This window comes from Bacillus sp. PSXD-155, from assembly GCF_049310765.1.
GTDB classification, from domain to species: domain Bacteria; phylum Bacillota; class Bacilli; order Bacillales; family Bacillaceae_G; genus Bacillus_A; species Bacillus_A cereus.
Genome location: NZ_JBMOWC010000012.1, coordinates 64,463 through 88,645, shown reverse-complemented (window position 1 = coordinate 88,645; position 24,183 = coordinate 64,463). Strand labels below are relative to the sequence as shown.

Here is a 24,183-nt window from a genome sequence, read left to right as displayed (position 1 = left end):
TCTTTTTTTGTTATATAAATATAAAAAATAGGAGGGAACTATGCAAATGAAAAGTACTAAAAGACATATTTCAATGGTTTCATTAGTTTTTCTAGTATTATTTTCAGTGCTGAATGTGTGGGCTCCAGTTATTCAAGCTGCTGTGATGAAAAGTCCAGTGGACGAAATTAATATTTCCCGTACTGATGGCACGACATCTGAACCGTATCAAGCCTCAGATGGTATGAAAGTAGAAGTGAAGTGGTCAGCTAAAGAAAAAATAAAAAGTGGAGATCAATTCACAATTGATATGCCAAAAGAGTTTCGAAAAGACCTTATGAATATGAGTTTTCCTTTAAAAGATGCTGAAGGAAAAACAGTTGGTACATGTGAGATGAAAAAGGGTCTATTAACGTGTACTATGGGTGATTACGTAGAAGGAAAGAATAACATTAAAGGTTCTTTATTCGTAGAATTCTACTTTGGTTTAGAAGCATATGATGGTGTTAAAGAAATTCCATTAGAATTTAACGTTGATGGTCAAATCGTTAATAAAGAAGTAAATGTAAGTAATACGACAGAGAGACCGAAGCCACAGCCCAATACAGATAATCTATTGAAATGGGGTTCTTATAATCAAGAAGATCCTTCGATTGCTGATTGGCTTGTATATGTAAATGCAACTGGAACAGAAATGCAAGATCTTAAATTAACAGATACATTAGGACCTGGACATGAGTTAATTACAGACAGCGTAGTATTAGAAGAGGCTGTATTTGAAGATGGTTATGCACCAACAAATATTAAGCCAGCAGATTTATCTAACATTAAAATAAATGCAACGAAGACTGGATTTACAATTGAGTTTCCAGACAGTTCAAAAGGCTATATTTTAAGATATAAAACAAAGGTTACAAATCCTGCTGCGAAGCCTCATAAAAATACTGTGAAATTAGAAGGTAAAAATATTAAAACTGAAGAAAAAGTAGGACAAGTATTCGTAAGTGGTGGGGGAGGATCCGGTTCAGGTGACAATAATCCACCTAGCATTGAAAAAAATATAGTTGATGAGAATGGCAAGCTTGTAGAGAATGAGCAGTTAACAAAAATGGATCAAGTTATTCAATACCAAGTTGGTACACATATACCGAACGATCCTCCTAAATACACTTCTATGGTAATTAGTGATGATTTAGAAGATGTTTTAGAAGTATTAGAGGCAAAAGTGTATGATCAAAATGGCCAAGATATTACTTCTAAAGGAACGTTAAATATAGATAAACAAAGAAGTGAAGTAACATTTACGTTTGGTGAGAGTTTTGACTATAAGTCATATGAAGACCAGATAATTAATCTCAGTATCAAGGCGAAAATCAAAAATAATGCAGACTTATCTTCTTACGTAGATAAGAAGATTCCTAATAAAGCGGAATTACATTTTGATGATAAAACTTTAACATCAAAAGAAGTAACTATTACGCCGCCTGAAGCTCCAAAAGATGGTACAGTATCGCTTCATAAAATAGATTCTGAGAATCCGAACAAAGGGTTAAAAGCTGCCGAATTTGAAGTCCGAAATAGTGCAAATGAAGTTGTTGCAAAACTGAAAACGGACGAAAAAGGTTTTTCAGTACCTCAAACTTTAGCTCCTGGGACGTATAAAGTATATGAAACAGTAGCACCAGAAGGATATCAAAAATTAACAAGTCCAGTAGAGGTTACACTTCAAGCTGGAGAAACAAAAACAATTGAAATTAAAAATACTATGCAAAAGGGTCAAATTGAAGTAAAGAAAATTGATTCGGAAAATGGTGAGAAACCATTAGCAAATGCAGAGTTTGATATAGTAAAAGACGGTGTAGTAGTCGAACATATTGTTACAGATAAAGATGGTAAGGCAATCTCTAAACCGTTAGCACCAGGAAAATATATTTTAAAAGAAACAAAAGCACCTGAAGGCTACCAATTAAAAGAAACAGAGTTCGAAGTAAATGTAACAGGGGACGGCATATTCCCAATACAAGTGGAAAATGCAATGGTAGACAAAGGTAATATAGAAATTACAAAAGTGGACAAAGAAAACGGGGCAGTATTAGCCGGTGTCGAATTTGAAGTCCAAGATGAGAAAGATGGCGTAGTAAGAAAAGTAGTAACAGATAAAGATGGAAAAGCAAACGTTTCAGATCTATCAGTAGGAAAGTACAAATTAGTAGAGACGAAAAGCTTACCAGGTTACAAAAATCTAGCAGAACCAGTATTATTTGAAATTACCAAAGGTATGACAAAAGCTTTATCAATAAAAGTAGAAAATGAGCAGTTAGACAAAGGCTCAGTAGAAATTACAAAAATAGATAAAGATAGTCAAAAAGTATTAGAAGGCGTAGTCTTCGAAGTGCAAGATGAGCAAGGAAAAGTAGTAACAGAAGTAAAAACAGATAAAGATGGTAAAGCAAAAATCTCAGATTTATCAGTAGGAAAGTACAAATTAGTAGAGACGAAAAGCTTACCTGGCTACAAAAAGCTAACAGAACCAGTATCATTCGAAATTACAAAAGGTATGACAACAGTCCTATCATTGAAAGTAGAAAATGAACAGTTAGATAAAGGTTCAGTAGAAATTACAAAAGTAGATAAAGACAGCAAAAAAGCATTAAAAGGCGTAGTCTTTGAAGTGCAAGATGAAGCTGGAACAGTAGTAAAGGAAGTAAAAACAGATAAAGATGGTAAAGCAAAAATCTCAGATCTATTAGTAGGAAAGTACAAATTAGTAGAGAAAGAAAGTTTACCAGGCTATAAGAAACTAACAGATCCAGTATTATTTGAAATCAAAAAAGGCATGACTGAAGTTCTATCATTAAAAATAGAAAATGAAATGGTAGATACGGGAAATGTAGAGATAACAAAGATAGATAAAGATAATAAAGCACCGTTAGCGGGAGTAACATTCATCGTCCAAGATGAAAAGGGTAATGAAGTTACAAAAGTAACGACAGATAAAGATGGAAAAGCAAATGTTTCAGATTTACCTGTAGGAAAGTATGAATTAGTAGAGGTAGAAAGTTTGCCTGGTTATAAAAAACTAGAAAAACCAGTATCATTTGAAATCAAAAAAGGCATGACCGAGGTTCTATCATTAAAAGTAGAAAATGAAATGGTGGATACAGGGAATGTAGAGATAACAAAAATAGATAAAGATAGTAAAGCTCCATTAGAAAATGTTGTATTTGAAGTACGTGATTTAAAAGGAAAAGTAGTTGCGAAAGTAACGACGGATAAAGAAGGAAAAGCAAAAGTTTCAGATTTACCTATTGGGAAGTATGAGTTGGTGGAAGTAGAAACACCGGCAGGATACAAACCGCTAGAAAAGCCAATTTCATTCGAAATTGAAAAGGGTAGAGTAACAGCGCTAAAGCTAACAGTAGAAAATGAATTAGTGGATACAGGAAATGTAGAAATTACAAAAGTAGATAAAGAAAATAAAGATGCTTTAGCTGATGCAGTATTTGAGATTCAAGATGCAGCAGGACAAGTAGTCGCTAAAATAACGACAGATAAAAAAGGACAAGCACAAGTTACTAATTTATCAGTCGGCACATACAAGTTAGTAGAAGTAAAGGCACCAAAAGGGTATAAACAATTAGTAGATCCGATTGCTTTCCAAATTGAAAAAGGCATGACAAAATCTCTTGCTTTAACAGTAGAAAACGAAATGTTAGAAAAGGGAAATGTGGAAGTAACAAAAGTAGATAAAGATAGTCAAAAAGTATTAGAAGGTGTAGTTTTCGAAGTACAAGACGAACAAGGTAAAGTAGTAACAGAAGTAACGACAGATAAAGAAGGAAAAGCAAACGTTTCAGATCTATCAGTAGGAAAATACAAATTAGTAGAGACGAAGAGCTTACCAGGTTATAAAAAATTAACGGAACCAGTATCATTCGAAATCAAAAAAGGTATGACGAAAGTTTTATCATTGAAAGTAGAGAACGAGCTGTTAGATAAAGGTTCAGTAGCGATTACAAAAGTAGACAAAGAAAGTGGCGCAGTATTAGCGGGCGTAACATTCGAAGTGCAAGATGAAAAAGATAAAGTAGTAACAAAAGTAACGACAGATAAAGAAGGAAAAGCAAACGTTTCCGATTTATCAGTAGGGAAATATAAGCTAGTAGAGGTAGAAAGCTTACCAGGATATAAAAAATTAGCAAAACCAGTATCGTTTGAAATTAAAAAAGGCATGACAGAAGTCTTATCACTAAAAGTAGAGAATGAACAGTTAGATAAAGGTTCAGTAGAAATTACAAAAGTGGACAAAGACAGCCAGAAGGCATTAGAAGGCGTAACATTCGAAGTGCAAGATGAAAAAGGCAAAGTAGTAACGAAAGTAACAACAGATAAAGAAGGAAAAGCGAAAATTTCAGATCTATCTGTAGGAAGTTACAAACTAGTAGAAGTAGAGAATTTACCAGGCTACAAAAAATTAACAGAGCCAGTATCATTCGAAATTAAAAAGGGTATGACAGAAGTCTTATCATTAAAAGTAGAGAATGAACAGTTAGACAAAGGTTCAGTAGAAATCACAAAAGTAGATAAAGATAGTCAAAAAGTATTAGAAGGCATAGTCTTCGAAGTACAAGATGAGCAAGGCAAAGTAGTAACGGAAGTAAAAACAGATAAAAATGGTAAAGCAAAAATCTCAGACTTATCTGTAGGAAAGTACAAATTAGTAGAGAAAGAAAGCTTACCAGGTTACAAAAAATTAACAGAACCAGTATCGTTTGAAATCAAAAAAGGAATGACAGAAGTTCTATCATTAAAAATAGAAAATGAAATGGTAGATACGGGAAATGTAGAAATTAAAAAAATAGATAAAGATAATAAGGCACCGTTAGCAGGTGTAGTCTTTGAAGTTCAAGACGACAAAGGCAAGGTAGTAACGAAAGTAACGACAGATAAAGCTGGAAAAGCAACAGTTTCAGATTTATCAGTAGGAAAGTACAAGCTAGTAGAAGTAGATAGTTTACCAGGCTACAAAAAATTAGAAAAGCCTGTACCATTTGAAATTAAAAAAGGTATGACAAAATCTTTAACGTTCACTGTAGAAAATGAAATGGTAGATACGGGGAATGTAGAAATCACAAAAATAGATAAAGACAGTAAAGCTCGATTAGAAAATGTTGTATTTGAAGTACGTGACTCAAAAGGAAAAGTAGTTGCAAAAGTAACAACGGATAAAGAAGGAAAAGCAAACGTTTCAGATTTATCTATTGGAAAGTATGAGTTAGTAGAAGTAGAAACACCGGCAGGATACAAGCCACTAGAAAAGCCAGTTTCATTCGAAATTGAAAAAGGTAGAGTTACAGCATTACAATTGACTGTAGAAAATGAATTAGTGGATACAGGAAATATAGAAATTACAAAAGTAGATAAAGAAAATAAAGATGCTTTAGCTGATGCAGTCTTTGAAATTCAAGATGCAGCAGGACAAGTAGTCGCTAAAATAACGACAGATAAAAAAGGACAAGCACAAGTTACTAATTTATCAGTTGGCACATACAAGTTAGTAGAAGTAAAAGCACCAAAAGGATATAAGCAATTGGTAGATCCGATTACTTTCCAAATTGAAAAAGGCATGACAAAATCTCTTGCTTTAACAGTAGAAAATGAAATGTTAGACAAGGGAAATGTAGAAGTAACAAAAGTAGATAAAGATAGCCAAAAAGTATTAGAAGGCGTAGTCTTCGAAGTACAAGATGAGCAAGGCAAAGTAGTAACAGAAGTAACGACAGATAAAGAAGGAAAAGCAAACGTTTCAGATCTATCAGTAGGAAAATACAAATTAGTAGAGACGAAGAGCTTACCAGGTTACAAGAAGTTAACGGAACCAGTATCATTCGAAATTAAAAAAGGTATGACAAAAGTCTTATCATTGAAAGTAGAGAATGAAAAGTTAGACAAAGGTTCAGTGGAGATTACAAAAATGGCCGCTGAAAGCGAGGAAGTCTTATCAGGAGCTGTGTTTGAAGTTCATGATGACAAGGGAAAAGTGGTAGTGAAAGTAACAACAGATAAAGATGGAAAGGCAAAAATCGCAGATCTATCTGTAGGTAACTACACACTAGTAGAAGTAGAAGCACCAAAAGGATATGAAAAATTAACTAATCCAATTCCATTTGAAATTACAAATGGAATGATAAATGCAGTTCAATTAGAAGTATTAAACAAATTGAATCATTTAGCACCACCAGGTCCAGAAACACCAGATCCAGAAAAGCCTGGAACACCAGATCCGGAGAAACCTGGAACACCAGATCCAGAAAAACCTGGAACACCAGATCCAGAAAAGCCTGGAACACCAGATCCAGAAAAGCCTGGAACACCGAATCCAGAAAAGCCTGGAACACCAGATCCAGAGATACCTGGAACACCGAATCCAGAAAAGCCTGGAACACCAGATCCAGAGATACCTGGAACACCGAATCCAGAAAAGCCTGAAAAAGAATTACCGAAGACAGGGCAGAAAATGCCTGTGGAACCATATATGGGAGCACTTCTTGTAATGATGAGTTTTGGGTTACTCGTATTAGGTAGAAAACAGCAGAGATAATAAAGGTGAAAAGGTATCCTCAAAGTATTTGAGGATACCTTTTTTAGCATAAAAAAAGCATCTAGCAAAAGAACTAGATGCAAATAAAAACACATGGGAAGACAAAATTCTTCCCGTTTCCCGTATGTAATTATATCAAAAAAATTATAAAAAACTAGCTATATTTAAAATATAATTTTAAAAAAAGTTATATACATAAATAATTGCAATACTCGCAGTTTTATCTTCCTGAAAAAGTTATTTCTTTAGTTCCGAATATTAAGACTAATGTTGATAAATCTTCAGATAATTAGAAATAATGTCCAAAAGGATATATAATATTGCTTAAGAAATAGTTTTAATGGATTACATATATTTCATTTGGTGTATTAATTGAATATCATAATTTTTAATTTTATTAAGCAAGAATCTCGGTTACTTATTGCATTTCTAACATAGGGTGAGAAAGAAAAATACAATAGTGTGGAGGTTTTTATAATGACGTTTGTTCTTAGTAAAATGAGTGGCTTTAGCATAGAAGAAAAGGTACATGAATTTGAATCTAAAGGGTTTCTTGAAATCTCAAATGAAATCTTTTTACAAGAGGAAGAGAATCATCGCTTATTAACACAAGCACAGTTAGATTATTATAATTTGGAAGATGATGCGTACGGTGAATGCCGTGCTAGATCTTATTCAAGGTATATAAAGTATGTTGATTCACCAGATTATATTTTAGATAATAGTAATGATTACTTCCAATCTAAAGAATATAACTATGATGATGGCGGGAAAGTTAGACAGTTTAATAGCATAAATGATAGCTTTTTATGTAATCCTTTAATTCAAAATATGGTGCGTTTCGATACTGAATTTGCATTTAAAACAAATATAATAGATACAAGTAAAGACTTAATTATAGGTTTACATCAAGTAAGATATAAAGCTACTAAAGAAAGACCATCTTTTAGTTCACCTATTTGGTTACATAAAGATGATGAACCAGTAGTGTTTTTACACCTTATGAATTTAAGTAATACAGCTATTGGTGGAGATAATTTAATAGCTAATTCTCCTCGGGAAATTAATCAGTTTATAAGTTTGAAGGAGCCGTTAGAAACTTTAGTATTTGGACAAAAGGTCTTCCATGCCGTAACGCCACTTGGAACAGAATGTAGTACGGAGGCTTTTCGTGATATTTTATTAGTAACATTTTCTTATAAGGAGACAAAATGAGAGAGAATAAAATAATTATGATTTCTGGAGCCAATAGCGGTATAGGTCATGCTTGTATAAAATACTTTTTAGAAAAATCATTTCATGTAATAGCTCTTGATATTAATAATAATAACTTAATAGATTATATGAAAACAGATATGCCTTTGAAAGTAGTGCAAATTGATTTAAGTAATAGCGAAGCGATTCATAATCTTTTTACTCAATTAGATTTAGAAAAGCTTTCTCCTGATATATTAATAAATGCAGCTGGTATTCGAGAGATAACACCTGTTTTACATTTATCCGATGATATGTTTAAAAAAGTAATTGATGTAAATTTAGTAGCCCCATTTATCCTTTCTAGGGAAGTAGCTAAGCGATGGTGTGAATCGAAAATAAAAGGTTGTATTGTGAATATAGCATCGGTTTCTGGATTAATGGCTGAACCAGAGCGAGCTGCTTATGTGGCATCAAAGCATGCCTTAATCGGATTGACTAAACAGATGGCTATGGAATTTGGGAAGCAAAATATAAGAGTAAATAGCATTTCTCCCGGTGTTATTAGAACTGAACTTACAGAAGAATACTTTAGTAATAAAGCCTTGATGTCTATGATAAAAAGTAATCAATCTTTAGATACTTGGGGATTGCCGCAGGATATTGTTTCATGTATTGAGTACTTGATTTCTGATCAGGCCCGCTTTATTACTGGTTCTAATTTTGTAATTGATGGTGGTTGGACTGCAGGGAAAAATTTGTAATTGAGTGTTTTTGAGGAAAAGCACCTGTCCTTTTTTAGGCTGGTGTTTTTCTCACTATAAACCGAGTTTTTATTGGAGGGGGATTAATTTGCTTCAAAAAAGTTTTAAGCAAGAGAAAACGGTACCGGCCTTAAAGATGATAGCATCAATGGTTATCTTTGGATCAGTTGGATTTTTTTCTGTTCAAACAAACTTACCTTCGTTTGAATTAGTGTTTGTAAGGTGTATTTTTGCGACAATATTTTTAAGTGTATGTTGGTTGCTTACAGGGCAATATAAACAAGATAAATGGGAACGAAAAGAAGTTATTCAAGTTTTAATATGTGGTTTTTTCTTAGTATTTAATTGGGTTTTCTTATTTAAAGCCTTTGAAAATATGTCAGTTACAATTGCTATCTCAGTTTATCATCTTGCACCAGTAATTGTACTGTTAATTGGAAGTATCGTCTTTAAAGAAAAATTAACATTAATATCTATCATTTCAATAATTGTGTGTTTTGTGGGAGCTTTATTAATTGCTGGTATCGATGGAAGCTTCTCTTTCGGTTCATTAATGTCTTCAGGTATGATATGGGGATTTCTTGCAGCTCTCTTTTATGCATTTACAACTTTATTTGGTAAAGGGATTAACAAAATGAGTGCGTATGCAATGACATTTTTACAAACATTCTTGGGGATATTTCTTTTAATACCATTTATAGATTTAGATGCTTTTAGTGGCCTCACTCAAAGTAATTGGACATATATTATAGCTACTGGTTTTATTCACACAGGGATAGTGTATTATCTGTTTTTTGATAGTTTACGCCATTTATCTACAAAAACAATCTCAATATTAGTTTTTTTAGATCCGGCAGTGGCAATATTATTAGATACTGTACTTACTGGATTCCGTCCAACTTTAATGCAAATAACAGGAATTCTTTTTATTTTTATTGGCATGACTTTAACATTAAAAAAATCTAAAGATAAAAAACTGAGCCAAAAAGAAAAGCGAATTGAAAGCGATGCTAGTATATCTCAACAATAATGAAATATATTGTGTATAAAACGATAAACCTTGCATGAATCATGCAGGGTTTATTTGGTTCAATATAATTCATATTTATAATATGTAATTTTAAAAACTGAGGTATGTTTTTTAACATGCTTTTGATTCAACTATTTTTATTTGACTATAAATTTACAAAATTGTATATAAAACCTTATTTTTTGATAATATATAAGTAATAAATTCATAGAATTGGAGTGATGAGATGCAGCCGTTAGAAAGGGAGATTCATTCTAATATGCTGAAAGTGTGGAGGATTCACGCTTTAATTGGGGCGGCAGTTATACTAACAGTCGTAATTGCGTATTTCTTTTTTATGATTAACTTTAACTGGTGGGGCTGGTTGTTTGGACTATTAGTAACAGGAGCCATTATATTTATTCCACTTGATTATTTTGTGTTTCCAAATTTACGTCAGCGCTATTATAGTTACAGATTAAATGAAGAAGAGATTGAGATTCAAAAGGGAATGTTCGTTGTAAAACGCGTACTTATTCCGATGATCCGTGTGCAGCACGTAACGATTGAGCAAGGTCCGATTATGAGAAAGTATAATTTAGCAGAATTACACATTTCAACAGCCGCAACGTCTCATAGTATTCCAGGTTTAACGAAAGAAGAAGCAGAACAGCTGAAAAGACAAATTGGAGAACTTGCGAAAGTGAGTGATGAGGATGTATAGGAGGCAACATCCGATCACGATATTGTTAGGTATTAGGGTTGCGAGTTTGTTGCCACTTATTATTCTTGTTTTATTTAAACCTGATGAACAAGTGGAACCTTGGTATTTATTTTATCTTTTCCTTCTGGTTGTTTTATTCATCATGGCTATTTTTTCAGCAATTAAATGGTATTTTAAAGTGTACTGGATTGAGAATAATATTTTACATATAAAGCACGGTGTTTTTGTAAAGAAGGAAAGCTATTTAAATAAAGAGCGTGTACAAAATATTAGTACATCTTCTAACGCCATTTATCAAATGCTCGGACTTATGAAGCTAAATATAGAAGTAGCAGGCGGCAGTAGTGAGCCAGAAGTGATGTTGGCTGGTATTAAAGAAGACGAGGCAAAACATTTAATCTCTTTATTACATAAGAAAGAAACTACTGTAAAAGAAGAAATAGAAGAGGAAGAAAGCAAGACGGTTTATCAGTTAACAACGAAAGAGGTTTTAGCCGCAGCGATTACATCTGGTCGGTTCGGACTAGTGTTCTCTGGACTAGTACTTCTTTACACAAAGTTTGATTTTGTTCTTCCTGAAGGATTCACAAGTAAAGTAGAAGCGTATGTGATGGGAAACGGTGTTTATAAACTAATTGTAATTGCATTAATTTTAATGGTAATTTCATGGATTATTTCCACGGCTGGATATGTGTTGAAATATGCAAACTTTAAAATTGAGCGAAAAGGGGAAGAGATTCGTATCGTTCAAGGATTATTTGAAAAGAAAGAGTTTGTCTTAAAATTGCACCGCATTCAAGCGATTACTGTAAAAGAAGGTATGCTTCGCCAGCCGTTTGGTTATTGTGCTGTTGAAGTGGAAGCAATTCAAAGTATTGGAGCAGCAAGTAACGAAGTAATGTTGCATCCATTTATGAAGAAAAAAGATGTACAGCACCTGCTCACATATTTAGAGTTACCTTATGAAATCGAAGCGGAGATCGTTCACTTACCAAAAACAGCGTTGCATCGTTATTTCATTATGGGCTGGTCAATAAGTATCATACTCACAGTTCTAATTGCCAGCGTGAGTATATATTTTAAACAATATATTGCGTTGTTTGTTATTTTACCGTTATTTATCGTGTTTTCGTTACTTGCGTATGCTAGATATAAAAGTGGCGGTTATGAATTAAGAGAAAATCAACTAACGGTTGTATATCGTAATTTTTCGAAATATACAGGAATAATGCGAAGAAGACATGTTCAAGTAGTAGGTTATGATCAATCGTATTTTCAAAGAAAAGATGAATTATGTACAACTCTTGTAGCGGTAGCCGGGCGCGGTTATGAAGTAAAGCATATGAGAAAAAAAGATTCACTTAGTATATATAATTGGTACAAAGAAAAAGGAAACACCGGTGTGTAATGGTGTTTCCTTTTTGTTATTAAATGGATATCTTTAGTCGAATCGTTGATATATTTCAAGATGTGATAGATATATTCGAAAAATCGTTGATATATTTCAAGATGTGATAGATATATTCGAAAAATCGTTAATATAATTTCACGTACTGCTAGTGTTGTATTACTTTTTAATTAAACTAACACATCAAAAGTAGTCACAAAAGAAGGCCGAGAGAAAATACTCTTTTGCTGTTCCGCATGTGGATGCGCTGGAGCTTGTCCTTCTGCTTGTGTGGGACGTTTTTTATGAGCATTTTCGAATGAACGTGATTCTGTCCAGTCTTTAAAGTTTTGCTCTGTTTCCCACATCGTTAAGATGACATATGTATCGTTACTTAATGGGCGTAAAACACGGATCGCTTGGAATCCTGGTTCGTTTTCAATAAGGCCTGCGCGGTTTTTAAAGCGGTTTTCAAATACTGGGCGACCTTCGTCTGTGACAGAAATGTTGTTACAAACGATATAGCCAGATTGTCCTTTAAATTCACCGACAGCATCTAGTACGTCATACTGAAGTGAGCCTTCTACAGATTCTTCTGTATTTTCTTTATAAAACATATTTTTTTCATCATTTTTTGCAGTGAAATGTGATTGTTCTAGAGGTGTTTCGTATGAAATAATCGCCTTCATTTTAATGCCCCCTTAATAGTTTGTTTCTATTATATCAACTCTATTAAAAAACTTCGAAGATTATATACATAAAGATACTTCTTTTTCAAATAATAAATGTACCATCATTTGGAAAGAAGGACGATGTATGAAGAAAGTAAAGTGGACTTTATTAGGCGGCGTCGCAACGTTTGTAGTAGCAATTGTACTCTATAAACTTATCGTGTTAGCTGGTGGCTATATGATGGATGAAAAGCAGCTCGTTTTCCACTCTTCATCACGTATTGTTGACCAGAAAGGAAAAGAAATTACGAAATTATACGTAGAAAATAGGGAACTCGTACCAGTCGAGCAAATTCCGAAGTATGTGCAGCAAGCGTTTGTTGCGGTGGAAGATTCTCGTTTTTATGAGCATCAAGGAATTGATTATCCGTCTATATTCCGTGCTCTGTATAAAGATACGTTAGCTAGAGAAAAGGTAGAGGGCGGTAGTACTATTACGCAGCAACTCGCTAAAAATGTCTTTTTAACTCGTGAAAAAACATTTACGCGCAAATTGAAGGAAGTCGCAATTTCTCTTCAATTAGAGCAAAAATATACGAAGCAACAAATTCTTGAAATGTATATGAATCATATTTATTTTGGTCATGGGGCTTACGGTATTCAAGCGGCAGCAAAGTTGTATTTTAATAAAAATGTTGAGGATTTAACAGTAGAGGAAGGGGCAATGCTTGCAGGCCTTCCAAAGTCACCAAACGGATATTCACCGTACTACTCTGCAGAGAAGAGTAAGGAACGCCGCGATCTAGTGTTGTCACTTATGCATAAACAAGGCTATTTGACTGCAGAAGAAAGCGTTCGTTATCAAGGGAAGACAATTGCTCTATATAAAAATTTAGATGAGAATGAGCTTGCATATATGCCGTATATTGATATGGTCATAGATGAAGCCGCTCGTTTATACGGATTGTCTCATCAAGAAGTACTTCGCGGAGGATATACGTTTGTCGTACCTATGGATGAAAAGATTCAAAAGGTAGCATATAACCAGTTTCAAGATGCAAGGAATTTTCCTGGGAAAGAAGAAGGGGCGCAAGGTGCGTTCTTATTAATGGATAATCGTACGGGAGGGATTAAAGCGGCGATTGGGGGAAGAAAGTACGTCCCGAGAGGATTTAATCGTGTTTTTGCCAAAAGGCAGCCCGGATCTGTTTTAAAACCACTTATCGTTTATGCACCAGCACTAGAAACGAAAAAGTATAATCCGTATTCTTTATTAACAAATGAAAGAAATTCTTTTGAAGGGTATGAACCTCGAAATTATAATCATGAGTATTCAAAAGAAATGACGATGTATGATGCGATTTTAGAGTCGGCAAATGTACCGGCAGTTTCTTTATTAAATGAGTTAGGGGTAGAAGAAGGAAAGCAATATTTAGAAAAAGGGAATGTTCATATTGCAGATGCTGGTTTAAGTACAGCGCTTGGCGGATTGAAAAATGGCGTTTCAACATTTGATCTTGTAAAAATGTATCGTTCATTTTTAGCAAATGGAAATATTATCGAGCCGCACGTTATTGATAAAGTATTAAACAGACACGGTGCAGTCATTGGGGAATCTCCAAAAGTAGAGACGAAAATCTTTTCGAAGCAGACAGCATGGTATATGACGAAAATGTTAGAAGGAGTTGTGAAGGAAGGAACAGCGAGAGTTGGTGTATATAACGGTGCGTTAGCTGGAAAAACGGGTACAACTTCATTGCCAAATGACGATAAGGGAGCAAGAGATATGTGGTTCGTCGGCTATACACCGAACTTAGTAGGCGCTGTTTGGATTGGTTATGACCGCACGGATAAGGAGCATCAGTTGCAAGGAGAAAGTGCATCTGCGACAAAATTATTTAAGAAAATTTTAACGAAGGCTAATGTAGAACATAAAGAGAAGTTTATGAAGCCTGAAGGTGTGGAAACAATCGGTGCTCCGATTCGGCTGCGAAGAATTGAAGATGTAAAAATGAAACTATCATTTAGTCCTTTCGGTTTATTTAAAGCAAAATTAAGCTGGACGCCACTTCCAGATAACAGAATTATGTACCGAATCTATAGAGTGGAGAATGGAATTCATACGCATGTTAGCACTGTAAACGGTGCTGGAGAATATGAGGAAAAGTTCGTTAACATATTTTCAAAACCGAGCTTTTACGTTGTACCATATAATACACAAACGAATCGCGAAGGAGAAAAGTCAAAAGTAGCTAAACCATAGTTTTTCTCTGTGTTATAATAAGAATGTTGTGAAAATAGTAAGCGTTTTTAAGAATGTTTGTGTCAATTTAATGAACAACGTACATAATATTATGCATTTTGTTTTTACAAGCTGTATAGTAAAAAAAGATAAATATCGAGCGTATTCGAAGCATTGGTAAGGAAGGGAGCAACGGTCTTGGTAAGAACTATAAATGAGACATTTTTAAAAGCATGTAGGGGGGAACGTACCGATTATGTACCAGCATGGTATATGCGTCAAGCAGGTCGTTCACAACCGGAATATAGAAAGATTAAAGAAAAGTATTCTTTATTTGAAATTACACACAATCCAGAGTTATGTGCTTACGTTACAAAATTGCCGGTTGATCAATATAACGTAGACGCAGCAATTCTTTATAAAGATATTATGTCACCACTACCTGCAATTGGTGTGGACGTAGAAATTAAATCAGGTATTGGCCCAGTTATCGATAATCCAATCCGTTCTTTACAAGACGTAGAAAAACTAGGGGAAATCAATCCAGAAGATGACGTACCGTACATACTAGATACAATTCGTTTATTAACGACAGAAATGTTAGACGTACCGTTAATCGGTTTTTCAGGAGCTCCATTTACATTAGCGAGCTATATGATTGAAGGCGGTCCATCTCGTAACTACCATAATACGAAAGCGTTCATGTATGCAGAGCCAAAAGCTTGGTTCGCTTTAATGGATAAACTAGCAGATATGGTTATTACATATTTAAAAGCGCAAATTAACGCAGGAGCAAAAGCAGTTCAAATTTTCGATTCTTGGGTTGGAACAGTAAATGTAGCAGATTATCGCGTATTTATTAAACCAGCAATGGAGCGTATTTTTGCAGAAGTTCGTAAGATGGGTGTACCGATGATTATGCACGGCGTAGGAGCTGCACACTTAGTGAATGAGTGGCACGACTTACCGCTTGATGTAGTCGGCTTAGACTGGCGCTTACCGATTGAAGAAGCACGTGCACGTGGCGTTCATAAGGCGGTACAAGGTAATATGGACCCTTCATTCTTACTTGCACCATGGTCTGTTATTGAAGAACATGTAAAAGGTATTTTAGATCAAGGGATGAAACAGCCGGGTTATATCTTTAACTTAGGTCACGGTGTATTCCCAGAAGTAAATCCGGATACATTAAAACGTTTAACTACATTTATTCATGAATACTCTAAAGGGCAGTTAGCGAAGTAAAGGAGAATTGCTGTATGAAAAAGAAAATTGGTTTGCTTGTGATGGCATACGGAACGCCATATAAAGAAGAAGATATTGAACGTTACTATACACATATTCGCAGAGGAAGAAAGCCAAGTCCTGAAATGCTGGAAGATTTAACAGAGCGTTACCGTGCAATTGGTGGTATTTCTCCTTTAGCTACTATTACATTAGAGCAAGCTAAGAAGTTAGAGAAGCGTTTAAATGAAGTACAAGATGAAGTAGAGTACCATATGTATCTTGGCTTAAAACATATTGAACCGTTTATTGAAGATGCGGTGAAAGATATGCATAACGACGGAATACAAGATGCAATCGCACTTGTTCTTGCACCTCACTATTCTACTTTTAGCGTGAAATCATACGTTGGACGAGCACAAGAAGAAGCTGAGAAACTTGGAAACTTAACAATTCACGGTATTGATAGCTGGTATAAAGAGCCGAAATTCATCCAGTACTGGGTCGATGCAGTGAAAGTTATATATAACGGTATGTCAGATGCAGAGCGTGAAAAAGCAGTATTAATCGTATCTGCACATAGCTTACCAGAGAAAATTATTGGAATGGGCGATCCATATCCAGATCAATTAAATGAAACAGCGGACTATATCGCGCGCGGAGCTGAAGTAGCAAACTATGCAGTAGGCTGGCAAAGTGCAGGAAACACACCAGATCCTTGGATTGGTCCAGATGTACAAGATTTAACGAGAGAACTAAATGAAAAGCACGGTTATACTTCATTCGTATATGCACCAGTTGGATTTGTTGCGGAACATTTAGAAGTTTTATATGACAACGACTTTGAGTGTAAAGTTGTAACGGATGAAATTGGTGCGAAATATTATCGTCCAGAAATGCCAAATGCATCGGACGCATTTATTGATTGTTTAACAGATGTTGTATTAAAGAAAAAAGAATCTGTACTGTAAGAAGAAAGGGGGAGCCTGCTTGAGGAAAAAAGTTGTGATCGTCGGCGGAGGCATCACTGGATTAACAGCAATGTATAACTTACAAAAAAATATTCATGAAAAAAACTTGCCGATTGATACATTACTTATAGAAGCATCGGGTAAACTAGGCGGAAAAATTCAAACCGTTCGAAAAGATGGATTTACAATTGAGCGCGGACCGGATTCTTTCTTAGCACGAAAAGAAAGTGCAGCTAGATTAGTGAAAGAATTAGGTCTCGGCGATGAACTTGTAAATAATCAAGCCGGTCAATCATTTATCCTTGTAAACAATCGGTTACATAAAATGCCGAATGGATCAATGATGGGAATTCCAACGCAAATTACGCCGTTTCTATTTTCCGGGCTGTTCTCCCCGATTGGTAAACTAAGAGCTGGCTTTGATCTATTAATGCCGAGGTCAAAGCCAGTATCTGACCAATCACTCGGACAATTTTTTAGGCATCGTCTTGGAAATGAAGTGGTTGAAAACTTAATAGAACCGTTACTATCGGGTATTTATGCAGGGGATATTGATGAAATGAGCTTAATGTCAACATTCCCGCAAATGTATCAAATTGAGCAGAAACATCGCAGTATTTCACTCGGTATGCGTACGCTCGCTCCGAAAGAAGAGAAAGCTGAACCGAAAAAGGGAATGTTCCAAACAGTGAAAACAGGTTTAGAATCTATCGTAAAATCTCTCGAAGCAAAGATGCATGAAGGTACGATAATAAAGGGAACTCGCATTGAAAAAATTGCAAAACAGGGTGATGGTTATACGATTACTCTTAGTAACGGAAAAGAAATAGAAGCGGACGCCATCGTAGTGGCAACTTCGCATAAAGTATTGCCGTCCATGTTTGCTCAGTACAAGCAGTTTCGTTTCTTCCGTAATATTCCATCCACATCCGTTGCCAATGTCGCACTTGCTTTCCCAAAATCTGCAATCCAGCGCGATATTAATGGTACAGGATTTGTCGTATCACGAAATAGCGATTACACGATTACAGCATGTACGTGGACGCATAAAAAATGGCCACATACAACGCCAGAAGGAAAAACACTCCTTCGCTGTTACGTTGGACGTGCTGGTGATGAAGCTGTTGTAGAACAAACTGAAGAAGAACTCGTTCAGCTCGTACTAGAAGATTTACGAAAGACGATGGATATTACAGAGGATCCAGAGTTTACAATCGTAAGTCGCTGGAAAGAAGCGATGCCTCAATATACTGTAGGCCATAACGAGCGAATGAAAAAGCTCACAACATTTATGGAGAAAGAGTTGCCAGGTATATACTTGGCAGGTAGCTCCTATGCTGGTGCTGGACTTCCAGATTGTATTAATCAAGGTGAGGAAGCTGCAAAGCGTGTATTATCTCATTTGGAGAAAGTAATAGATGCTGAATTAATCGCACAATAAACGAAACGCCTTCAATTATATTGAAGGCGTTTCGTTTATTATATAAAATACTTATTCGCCAATAAACATATATAAGTTATTTGGCTTTATAACGGCATCTCCTGCATAAATAACCCACTCTGTTAAGTTATCAAAATCTAAATGATAACTATTTCCTTCACTCATATCTTTTATAAAATATGGTTCATTAATGAGTATTCCTTGAATGAAATCTTCCGTAATGTTTTGCATTTCAAACCACATATGTTCACTTTTTCCTTCTTCGTAGGAGACACCAAACTTAGCAAGGAAACGAAAATCTTCATTTGATTGTTCAATATGAAAAATGTTGCTGAAATAGCCGAAAGTATTTTTCGCATTGTAAGCCATACGAGCCGTTTCACTATTTGTTTTATAGAACATGAGCCCTGTAGCTTCCTCGTGTTCTTTGAAAAAATTTTCAATATATTCTTCTGAAGTATTAAATTTGAATAAGAGAACGGATGGAGATTGATGGTATTCATCTCGGGCATCCATTCCGCCTAAGAATGTATTTTGTGCATCTATTGGTTGTAGTTTCACTTCTTCATCCTCGATTGAAGATAATTGGTCCATACTCGTTTTATGCCCTATATAAGATAATCCTTTTTCCCACGGAACAGCGACTGTATGTATAGAACCTTGCTGACTATGCGCGATAACGATAGGCTCATTCATAGGGACTTGTCCATTCTCAACGGCATTATTAGCAAATGTTTGAAAGAGATCGCCAATGCCGTAGTAGGAAGAAATGCGATTTGGAATAATTAACTCTATTTCAGTTACGCCTGCTCTTAAAAGACCATGTGTATGAAACCAATATTGCGTAGGCTCATCATCTTTATCGTCTTCATAAACAGAATGAATAACGTACAAGTCAGGAATGTCAGGTAATAATTCATTTTCAAAGTGATATTCAATATAGCTTCTAGATATCACTTTCATTGCTGCACTTGAATCGATTACAAATAACAAATCTGGGGCGAGATTCCATAAAAACTGTAACTGCTGGAAAAAGCAGTCCAGTACATCGCCTACAAATAGCGTACGAGTGAAAATTTCAGTGCCGAAAGCCACATCTTCAAAATTACGATCTACAATTGTAGAATCTTGTCTATTGTACATTTTATATTCTTCTGGGTCGTTCGCCTCATCAATATGCAGTTCATACGGTATGACTGTTTCACCCATATGTAATTCAACAATAAGGCTTGTCTCATCACTATAAACAATTTTTAACTCATCAACTTTAGTAGCGATAATTTCTAGTCGGTGTTTTAACTGCTCAATTGTAATTCTAGTTGGTATAACAGCAATCATATCTGAAAAATGACGTTCTAATGTTCCATTCATAGCTGCGCGGTATGTTTCTGTTTGCACTTCCATCCAATCACTCCTATTCAAATGAATCCATTTTACATGCCAATCAAATATCGATATTTTCTGTTTTCTCTCTCTAACATTATAGAGTGTATTTGTAGAAGGTGTAAAATTATTATTTTGTATTATAGTTTGAAAGCTTGTAAATTAAATAAATCTTTTGTAAAATTTGTCGAAATATAGTTCTATATAACGAATCATTTGTTATGATAGAAATGCTGAGAAAATATGAAATAGGGAGAGGAAAATGGCTGTGAAGAAATTGTTAAGCGTCTTTTTATCATTCTTGCTATTGCTTTCATTTACTGGAACTTTAGCGCAAGCAGAAGAAACTGCTTCTATGTCAGTAGAAAAAGCAATTCAAGTATTTAAGCAGCAAGGGAAAACGAAGGGGATTGTGGAAGGATATATTGTTGGATATACGCAAAGTTCTTCTAAATATACGAAGGATCCAGCTAAGTTTGATGATACAAACGTAGCAATTGCAGATTCGCCAAACGAAACGAATCCAGACAAAATCATGCCCGTTCAGTTGCCAAAAGGTGATGTGAGAACGGCAGTGAATGTAAAAGATCACCCTGAAAATATCGGGAAGAAGGTTAGTTTGACTGGGACTCTTGAATTATATTTTAGTAACCCAGGTCTAAAATCAGTAACAGCTTATAAGTTTCAAGGTGAAGGACAAAACCGTGTTAGCGATGTGGTAGCTTCACCGAACGGCGGAGAAGTTGCTAAAGGAACAGCGGTAACATTAACGACGAATACAGAAGGCGCAACAATCTACTATACGTTAGATGGCTCTAATCCTACTAATAAAAGTGTTCGTTATAATGGACAAATTGTAATGAATGAAAATAGTGTAGTGAAAGCAATCGCGGAAAAAGAAGGGCTTACTTCTTCAGCAATTTCGACATTTTCATTTATTATCGTAAATAATGAACCAGTTCGTATTCATGACATTCAAGGAAAATCACATATTTCTCCTTACAACGGGAAGAAAGTAAACAATGTGGAAGGCGTTGTCACAGCGCTTGATAAAAACGGCTTTTATATAGAAGATAATCAGCCGGATAATGATCCAGCTACTTCAGAAGGTATTTACGTATATAAAAAAGATGCGAATGTAGCAGTAGGAGATCTTATTCAAGTTGATGGAGTAGTAGAAGAATATGTTGGACCAGGATATGCAGAGCGATTTGAAACAGACTTAACGACGACAGAAATTAAGGCGAGTCGCGTTGCTGTAATCGCAAAAGATCAATCTTTGCCGGCACCGATTGTACTTGGGGAAAACGGTGTGAAAATCCCGGACCAGATTATTGATAATGATGCATTTGGTTTATTTGATCCAAATGAAGATGCAATCGACTTCTATGAAAGTATAGAAGGTATGCGTGTTACGATGCCAACACCAAAAATTATTACACCTCAGAAAAACGGGAATTTATATGTAACAGTAAAAAATGGTGGAGATAAAATAGTAACACAATATGGCACACCTCTATTAGATGAAAATCAATTAAACCCAGAGCGTCTTTCTGTAAAAGTACCTCGCGATTATGTAGCAAAAGTAGGAGATACTTTTACTGGAGATATAACAGGGGTAGTAGGATATGATTACGGTTCTTTCCGTATTTCGCCAATAACAGAACTGCCAGCTGTAGTGGATGGTGGATTTAAGCAAGTAGGGGCAAATATTCAGCCACGTCTTGATAAGTTAACGGTTGCTACATATAACATTGAAAACTTCTCAGCGAATAAAAAAGAAACAACAGATGAAAAGGTAAAAGCGTTAGCGTATTCTATTAAATACAACTTAAAAATGCCAGATATTATCGGTGTAGAGGAAATGCAAGATAATAACGGATCAATTAATGACGGTACAACAGATGCGTCATTAAGCGCAAAACGTATCATTGATGCAGTTCTAGAAATTCGTGGACCGAAGTATGAGTATGTAGAAATCGCTCCAAACAATAATCAAGACGGAGGAGCACCAGGAGCGAATATTCGCGTCGGCTTCTTCTATAATCCATCACGCGTGAAATTAGCGACGGTACCAAAGTTACTTGATAAAAATGTTGTTCGTATTGGAGACGAAAATCCATTATTTGAAAGTACACGTAAACCGTTAGCGGCAGAATTTACGTTCCAAGGACAAAACATTGTTGTCGTTGCAAATCACTTAAACTCAAAACTAGGAGATGCAACGCCATTTGGAAAAGTGCAGCCGCTCGTATTAAAAAGTGAAGACAAACGAATTCAGTTAGCACAAGAAGTAAATCATTTCGTGCAAGGAATTCAGAAAAAGAATACGAATGCACCAGTTGTCGTGTTAGGTGATATGAACGATTTCGAATTCTCTAAACCACTAAAAACACTAGAGGGAACAATCTTAAAAGATATGTTAAACACAGTGCCAAAAGAGAATCGTTACACGTACATTCACGAAGGAAATGCACAAGTGTTAGATCATATTTTAGTAACAAATAATATCGCACCGCACACAATTGTAGATCCAGTGCACTTAAACTCAAACATAATGAAAGAGCACGGACGTGTAAGCGACCATGACCCAGTACTTGCTCAAATTGATTTGAAGAAAGCTTCTTAAAGAAAGGAACGCTTAGGTGACTAAGCGTTCTTTTTTTTCATTGTTATAGAATAGTATAAAGAGATGATTCCTTTTTTTGTAATCTAATGATAAAATTGGTTGAATATTTAGTTTTTTTGAAGGGGGACATCAATGCAGTTACAAATAAATGGAAAGTTAATGAATCAGCTTGCAATTTTTTTTAGTACGATCGTCATGCTTCAGTTCGTAGCTGATGTAACAGGACTTACAAGCAATCTAGATATTACGTATAACTTAATTAATATAACAGCTTCTTATATAACATTTAGTTTGGCGGTTATTTTTACTTTAATAGGTGCAAGAAGAGAATTAAGTAAATATGCAATTGTTTCATTATGTTTAGTAGTAGCGATTAAAGCGATTTATTTTGTAGCGGTTGTTATTTTATGGGGATTGGCTGGTACACCGTAAGTGAATAGTAAATAAAACCCTAATTTCCAATATAGTAAGGAAATTAGGGTTTTATTATACTTGAAACGCTTTTCTACACCGCTCTCTTCTTTGCAACCTTCTTCTATATTTTTTTCTATCACGTTTTACTCCTTGTATATACATAATTAAGCTAACGAGAAGGAAGAAAGTGCATTGCATCGTTAAAATATACGGCGACATGCCATGCAACGGTTGTTTTGGGTCATATAAATGAAAAGGCGCTCCGCCTATTGTAGGGAATATCGTATTTAGCAGGACGTATGGAATGGAGGCAACTGCAAATGGGAAAAGAATCGCCATATAGTCCTTTTGTGACCACGCAGATGCAGCAAGCCCTAAAAGGGCCATTAAACCTGCAAATAAAAAATTAATTCCGATATATACAGTAATGTAAGTGAGGGGAGATTCGTAATATAAGTTTGCAAACATCCCATTATCATTTATAATGCCTGAACCAGCCGTCGGTTCTCCGTCTGGAATGGTTAATTTGCAAAATAATAACGATAAGATGAATGGAAATGTATAAAGAAGTCCGCCACAAAAGAATGTAACAATATATTTCGTTACTGAATAAGGGAACAAAGAAATCCCTTTACTTACAAACGGTTTAAAACCATCTGATTTATCCGAATTATAACTTGTACTAAAGGGGAAACTAGCAATAACGGGCATTAATAATAAATAAACATCCATTTCATTGTCGCGAAATCCAATCCATTTAAAAGCTGTTGTTACAAACGCATCCGTTCCATCCCCAATGTAACGAATTACATAATAATAATGGTAAATAAAAATAAGAGCTAGTCCACTAAACATAATAATTAAAGAAACACGATTACAAAAAGCTTGCTTTATATTTAAACGAAGTGCACGCATCATGACTGAAAAAGCCTCCACTGTTTTGATAAACTTGTCTATTTTCTATATTACTATTAATTGTAAAGATTTTCTTGTTTTTTTATTTGATTATTTGAAAAAGAGGAATTTTGTTGTTGTGAAGTAAGGTTTAGCTGAAATTAATTTTTCTAAAATATGGTTGACAATTAAGTATTACATTTGTAATCTTAATTATAGATTACAAATGTAATACGAGGGAGTGAAATATACTATGACAAATCAATTACCTAAAATATCTGAAGCAGAATTAGAAATTATGAAAGTACTTTGGTCGAATTCTCCGCAAACAGCGAATGAAATTATAGAAGAACTGGAAGATGCAATGGACTGGAAGCCGAAAACAATTCGGACATTAATTAATCGGTTAGTACAAAAGGAAGCCGTTTCTTATCATCAAGATAAAGGGCGTATGTACGCTTATTACCCGTTAGTATCACAAGATAATTATTTGCAAGTGGAAACGAAATCTTTACTAAAACGTTTTTGCGGTGCAGCGTTTAAGCCATTACTTGTTAATTTCTTAAAAGAGGAGAAATTATCTTCAGAAGATATTAATGAATTAAAACGCATTTTAGATGAGAAGACAGAGGAGAATAAGAGGAAGGATCGATAAA

At 35.0% G+C, this 24,183-nt stretch carries 16 protein-coding genes; 13 read left to right on the top strand and 3 right to left on the bottom strand.

Annotated elements, in window-relative coordinates; genetic code table 11:
• Window positions 1-40 precede the first annotated feature (40 nt).
• From ACO6VI_RS15525 to ACO6VI_RS15500, 6 genes are all read left to right on the top strand, one after another.
• Complete coding sequence (locus tag ACO6VI_RS15525) at window positions 41-6,580, top strand: SpaA isopeptide-forming pilin-related protein (protein WP_422423611.1); 6,540 nt, start codon at window positions 41-43, stop codon at window positions 6,578-6,580.
• Window positions 6,581-7,057: 477 nt separating this feature from the next.
• On the top strand, window positions 7,058-7,795 hold the full coding sequence (locus ACO6VI_RS15520) for a 2OG-Fe dioxygenase family protein (RefSeq protein ID WP_023521378.1): 738 nt from the start codon (window positions 7,058-7,060) through the stop codon (window positions 7,793-7,795).
• The gene (locus ACO6VI_RS15515) at window positions 7,792-8,538 is read left to right on the top strand and encodes an SDR family NAD(P)-dependent oxidoreductase (protein ID WP_001208940.1); all 747 of its coding nucleotides are present in this window, start codon (window positions 7,792-7,794) and stop codon (window positions 8,536-8,538) included. The genes ACO6VI_RS15520 and ACO6VI_RS15515 overlap by 4 nt, the downstream gene beginning before the upstream one ends.
• Before the next feature lie 88 nt (window positions 8,539-8,626).
• Window positions 8,627-9,568, top strand: a complete 942-nt coding sequence (locus tag ACO6VI_RS15510) for a DMT family transporter (protein WP_065482472.1) — start codon at window positions 8,627-8,629, stop codon at window positions 9,566-9,568.
• 226 nt (window positions 9,569-9,794) lie between these two features.
• Window positions 9,795-10,271, top strand: a complete 477-nt coding sequence (locus tag ACO6VI_RS15505) for a PH domain-containing protein (protein WP_001182719.1) — start codon at window positions 9,795-9,797, stop codon at window positions 10,269-10,271.
• Window positions 10,264-11,679, top strand: a complete 1,416-nt coding sequence (locus tag ACO6VI_RS15500) for a PH domain-containing protein (protein WP_015055095.1) — start codon at window positions 10,264-10,266, stop codon at window positions 11,677-11,679. The genes ACO6VI_RS15505 and ACO6VI_RS15500 overlap by 8 nt, the downstream gene beginning before the upstream one ends.
• Before the next feature lie 170 nt (window positions 11,680-11,849).
• Here ACO6VI_RS15500 and hmoB read toward each other — a convergent pair whose 3' ends face one another.
• Complete coding sequence (gene hmoB, locus ACO6VI_RS15495; protein WP_000644097.1) at window positions 11,850-12,347, bottom strand: heme-degrading monooxygenase HmoB; 498 nt, start codon at window positions 12,345-12,347, stop codon at window positions 11,850-11,852.
• Between the two features lie 127 nt (window positions 12,348-12,474).
• On the opposite strand from hmoB, the gene ACO6VI_RS15490 reads away from it, so the two are divergent.
• The 4 genes from ACO6VI_RS15490 to hemY all read left to right on the top strand — a co-directional run bounded on the left by ACO6VI_RS15490 (window position 12,475) and on the right by hemY (window position 18,207).
• Window positions 12,475-14,592, top strand: a complete 2,118-nt coding sequence (locus ACO6VI_RS15490; protein WP_000756303.1) for a transglycosylase domain-containing protein — start codon at window positions 12,475-12,477, stop codon at window positions 14,590-14,592.
• A gap of 177 nt (window positions 14,593-14,769) precedes the next feature.
• Complete coding sequence (gene hemE / locus ACO6VI_RS15485; protein WP_000252605.1) at window positions 14,770-15,816, top strand: uroporphyrinogen decarboxylase; 1,047 nt, start codon at window positions 14,770-14,772, stop codon at window positions 15,814-15,816.
• Window positions 15,817-15,830: 14 nt separating this feature from the next.
• On the top strand, window positions 15,831-16,766 hold the full coding sequence (gene hemH / locus ACO6VI_RS15480; RefSeq protein ID WP_000726787.1) for a ferrochelatase: 936 nt from the start codon (window positions 15,831-15,833) through the stop codon (window positions 16,764-16,766).
• A 19-nt stretch (window positions 16,767-16,785) separates the two neighbouring features.
• On the top strand, window positions 16,786-18,207 hold the full coding sequence (hemY, locus tag ACO6VI_RS15475) for a protoporphyrinogen oxidase (protein WP_065482490.1): 1,422 nt from the start codon (window positions 16,786-16,788) through the stop codon (window positions 18,205-18,207).
• 51 nt (window positions 18,208-18,258) lie between these two features.
• On the opposite strand, the gene ACO6VI_RS15470 is transcribed toward hemY, so the two are convergent.
• Window positions 18,259-19,611 (bottom strand): DUF4026 domain-containing protein, encoded by a 1,353-nt coding sequence (locus tag ACO6VI_RS15470; protein ID WP_161520132.1) that lies wholly within the window; start codon window positions 19,609-19,611, stop codon window positions 18,259-18,261.
• Between the two features lie 241 nt (window positions 19,612-19,852).
• Here ACO6VI_RS15470 and ACO6VI_RS15465 point away from each other — a divergent pair, with 241 nt between their 5' ends.
• Window positions 19,853-22,219 (top strand): DUF6359 domain-containing protein, encoded by a 2,367-nt coding sequence (locus ACO6VI_RS15465; RefSeq protein WP_161520133.1) that lies wholly within the window; start codon window positions 19,853-19,855, stop codon window positions 22,217-22,219.
• Between the two features lie 132 nt (window positions 22,220-22,351).
• Complete coding sequence (locus ACO6VI_RS15460) at window positions 22,352-22,651, top strand: hypothetical protein (protein WP_023521387.1); 300 nt, start codon at window positions 22,352-22,354, stop codon at window positions 22,649-22,651.
• Window positions 22,652-22,705: 54 nt separating this feature from the next.
• Here ACO6VI_RS15460 and ACO6VI_RS15455 read toward each other — a convergent pair whose 3' ends face one another.
• Entirely contained in the window at window positions 22,706-23,551 is an 846-nt protein-coding gene (locus ACO6VI_RS15455) for a hypothetical protein (protein WP_088020718.1), read from the bottom strand.
• A 229-nt stretch (window positions 23,552-23,780) separates the two neighbouring features.
• On the opposite strand from ACO6VI_RS15455, the gene ACO6VI_RS15450 reads away from it, so the two are divergent.
• Complete coding sequence (locus ACO6VI_RS15450; RefSeq protein WP_000184503.1) at window positions 23,781-24,182, top strand: BlaI/MecI/CopY family transcriptional regulator; 402 nt, start codon at window positions 23,781-23,783, stop codon at window positions 24,180-24,182.
• Window position 24,183: the final 1 nt, after the last annotated feature.

Bases quoted from the DNA above. Each gene is read 5' to 3' on its own strand.
- ACO6VI_RS15490 (WP_000756303.1), top strand. From the start codon at position 12,475: ATGAAGAAAGTAAAGTGGACTTTATTAGGCGGCGTCGCAACGTTTGTA.
- ACO6VI_RS15505 (WP_001182719.1), top strand. From the start codon at position 9,795: ATGCAGCCGTTAGAAAGGGAGATTCATTCTAATATGCTGAAAGTGTGG.
- ACO6VI_RS15450 (WP_000184503.1), top strand. From the start codon at position 23,781: ATGACAAATCAATTACCTAAAATATCTGAAGCAGAATTAGAAATTATG.
- ACO6VI_RS15515 (WP_001208940.1), top strand. From the start codon at position 7,792: ATGAGAGAGAATAAAATAATTATGATTTCTGGAGCCAATAGCGGTATA.
- ACO6VI_RS15500 (WP_015055095.1), top strand. From the start codon at position 10,264: ATGTATAGGAGGCAACATCCGATCACGATATTGTTAGGTATTAGGGTT.
- ACO6VI_RS15465 (WP_161520133.1), top strand. From the start codon at position 19,853: ATGGCTGTGAAGAAATTGTTAAGCGTCTTTTTATCATTCTTGCTATTG.
- ACO6VI_RS15455 (WP_088020718.1), bottom strand. From the start codon at position 23,551: ATGATGCGTGCACTTCGTTTAAATATAAAGCAAGCTTTTTGTAATCGT.
- hemH (WP_000726787.1), top strand. From the start codon at position 15,831: ATGAAAAAGAAAATTGGTTTGCTTGTGATGGCATACGGAACGCCATAT.
- ACO6VI_RS15525 (WP_422423611.1), top strand. From the start codon at position 41: ATGCAAATGAAAAGTACTAAAAGACATATTTCAATGGTTTCATTAGTT.
- ACO6VI_RS15460 (WP_023521387.1), top strand. From the start codon at position 22,352: ATGCAGTTACAAATAAATGGAAAGTTAATGAATCAGCTTGCAATTTTT.
- ACO6VI_RS15470 (WP_161520132.1), bottom strand. From the start codon at position 19,611: ATGGAAGTGCAAACAGAAACATACCGCGCAGCTATGAATGGAACATTA.
- ACO6VI_RS15520 (WP_023521378.1), top strand. From the start codon at position 7,058: ATGACGTTTGTTCTTAGTAAAATGAGTGGCTTTAGCATAGAAGAAAAG.
- hmoB (WP_000644097.1), bottom strand. From the start codon at position 12,347: ATGAAGGCGATTATTTCATACGAAACACCTCTAGAACAATCACATTTC.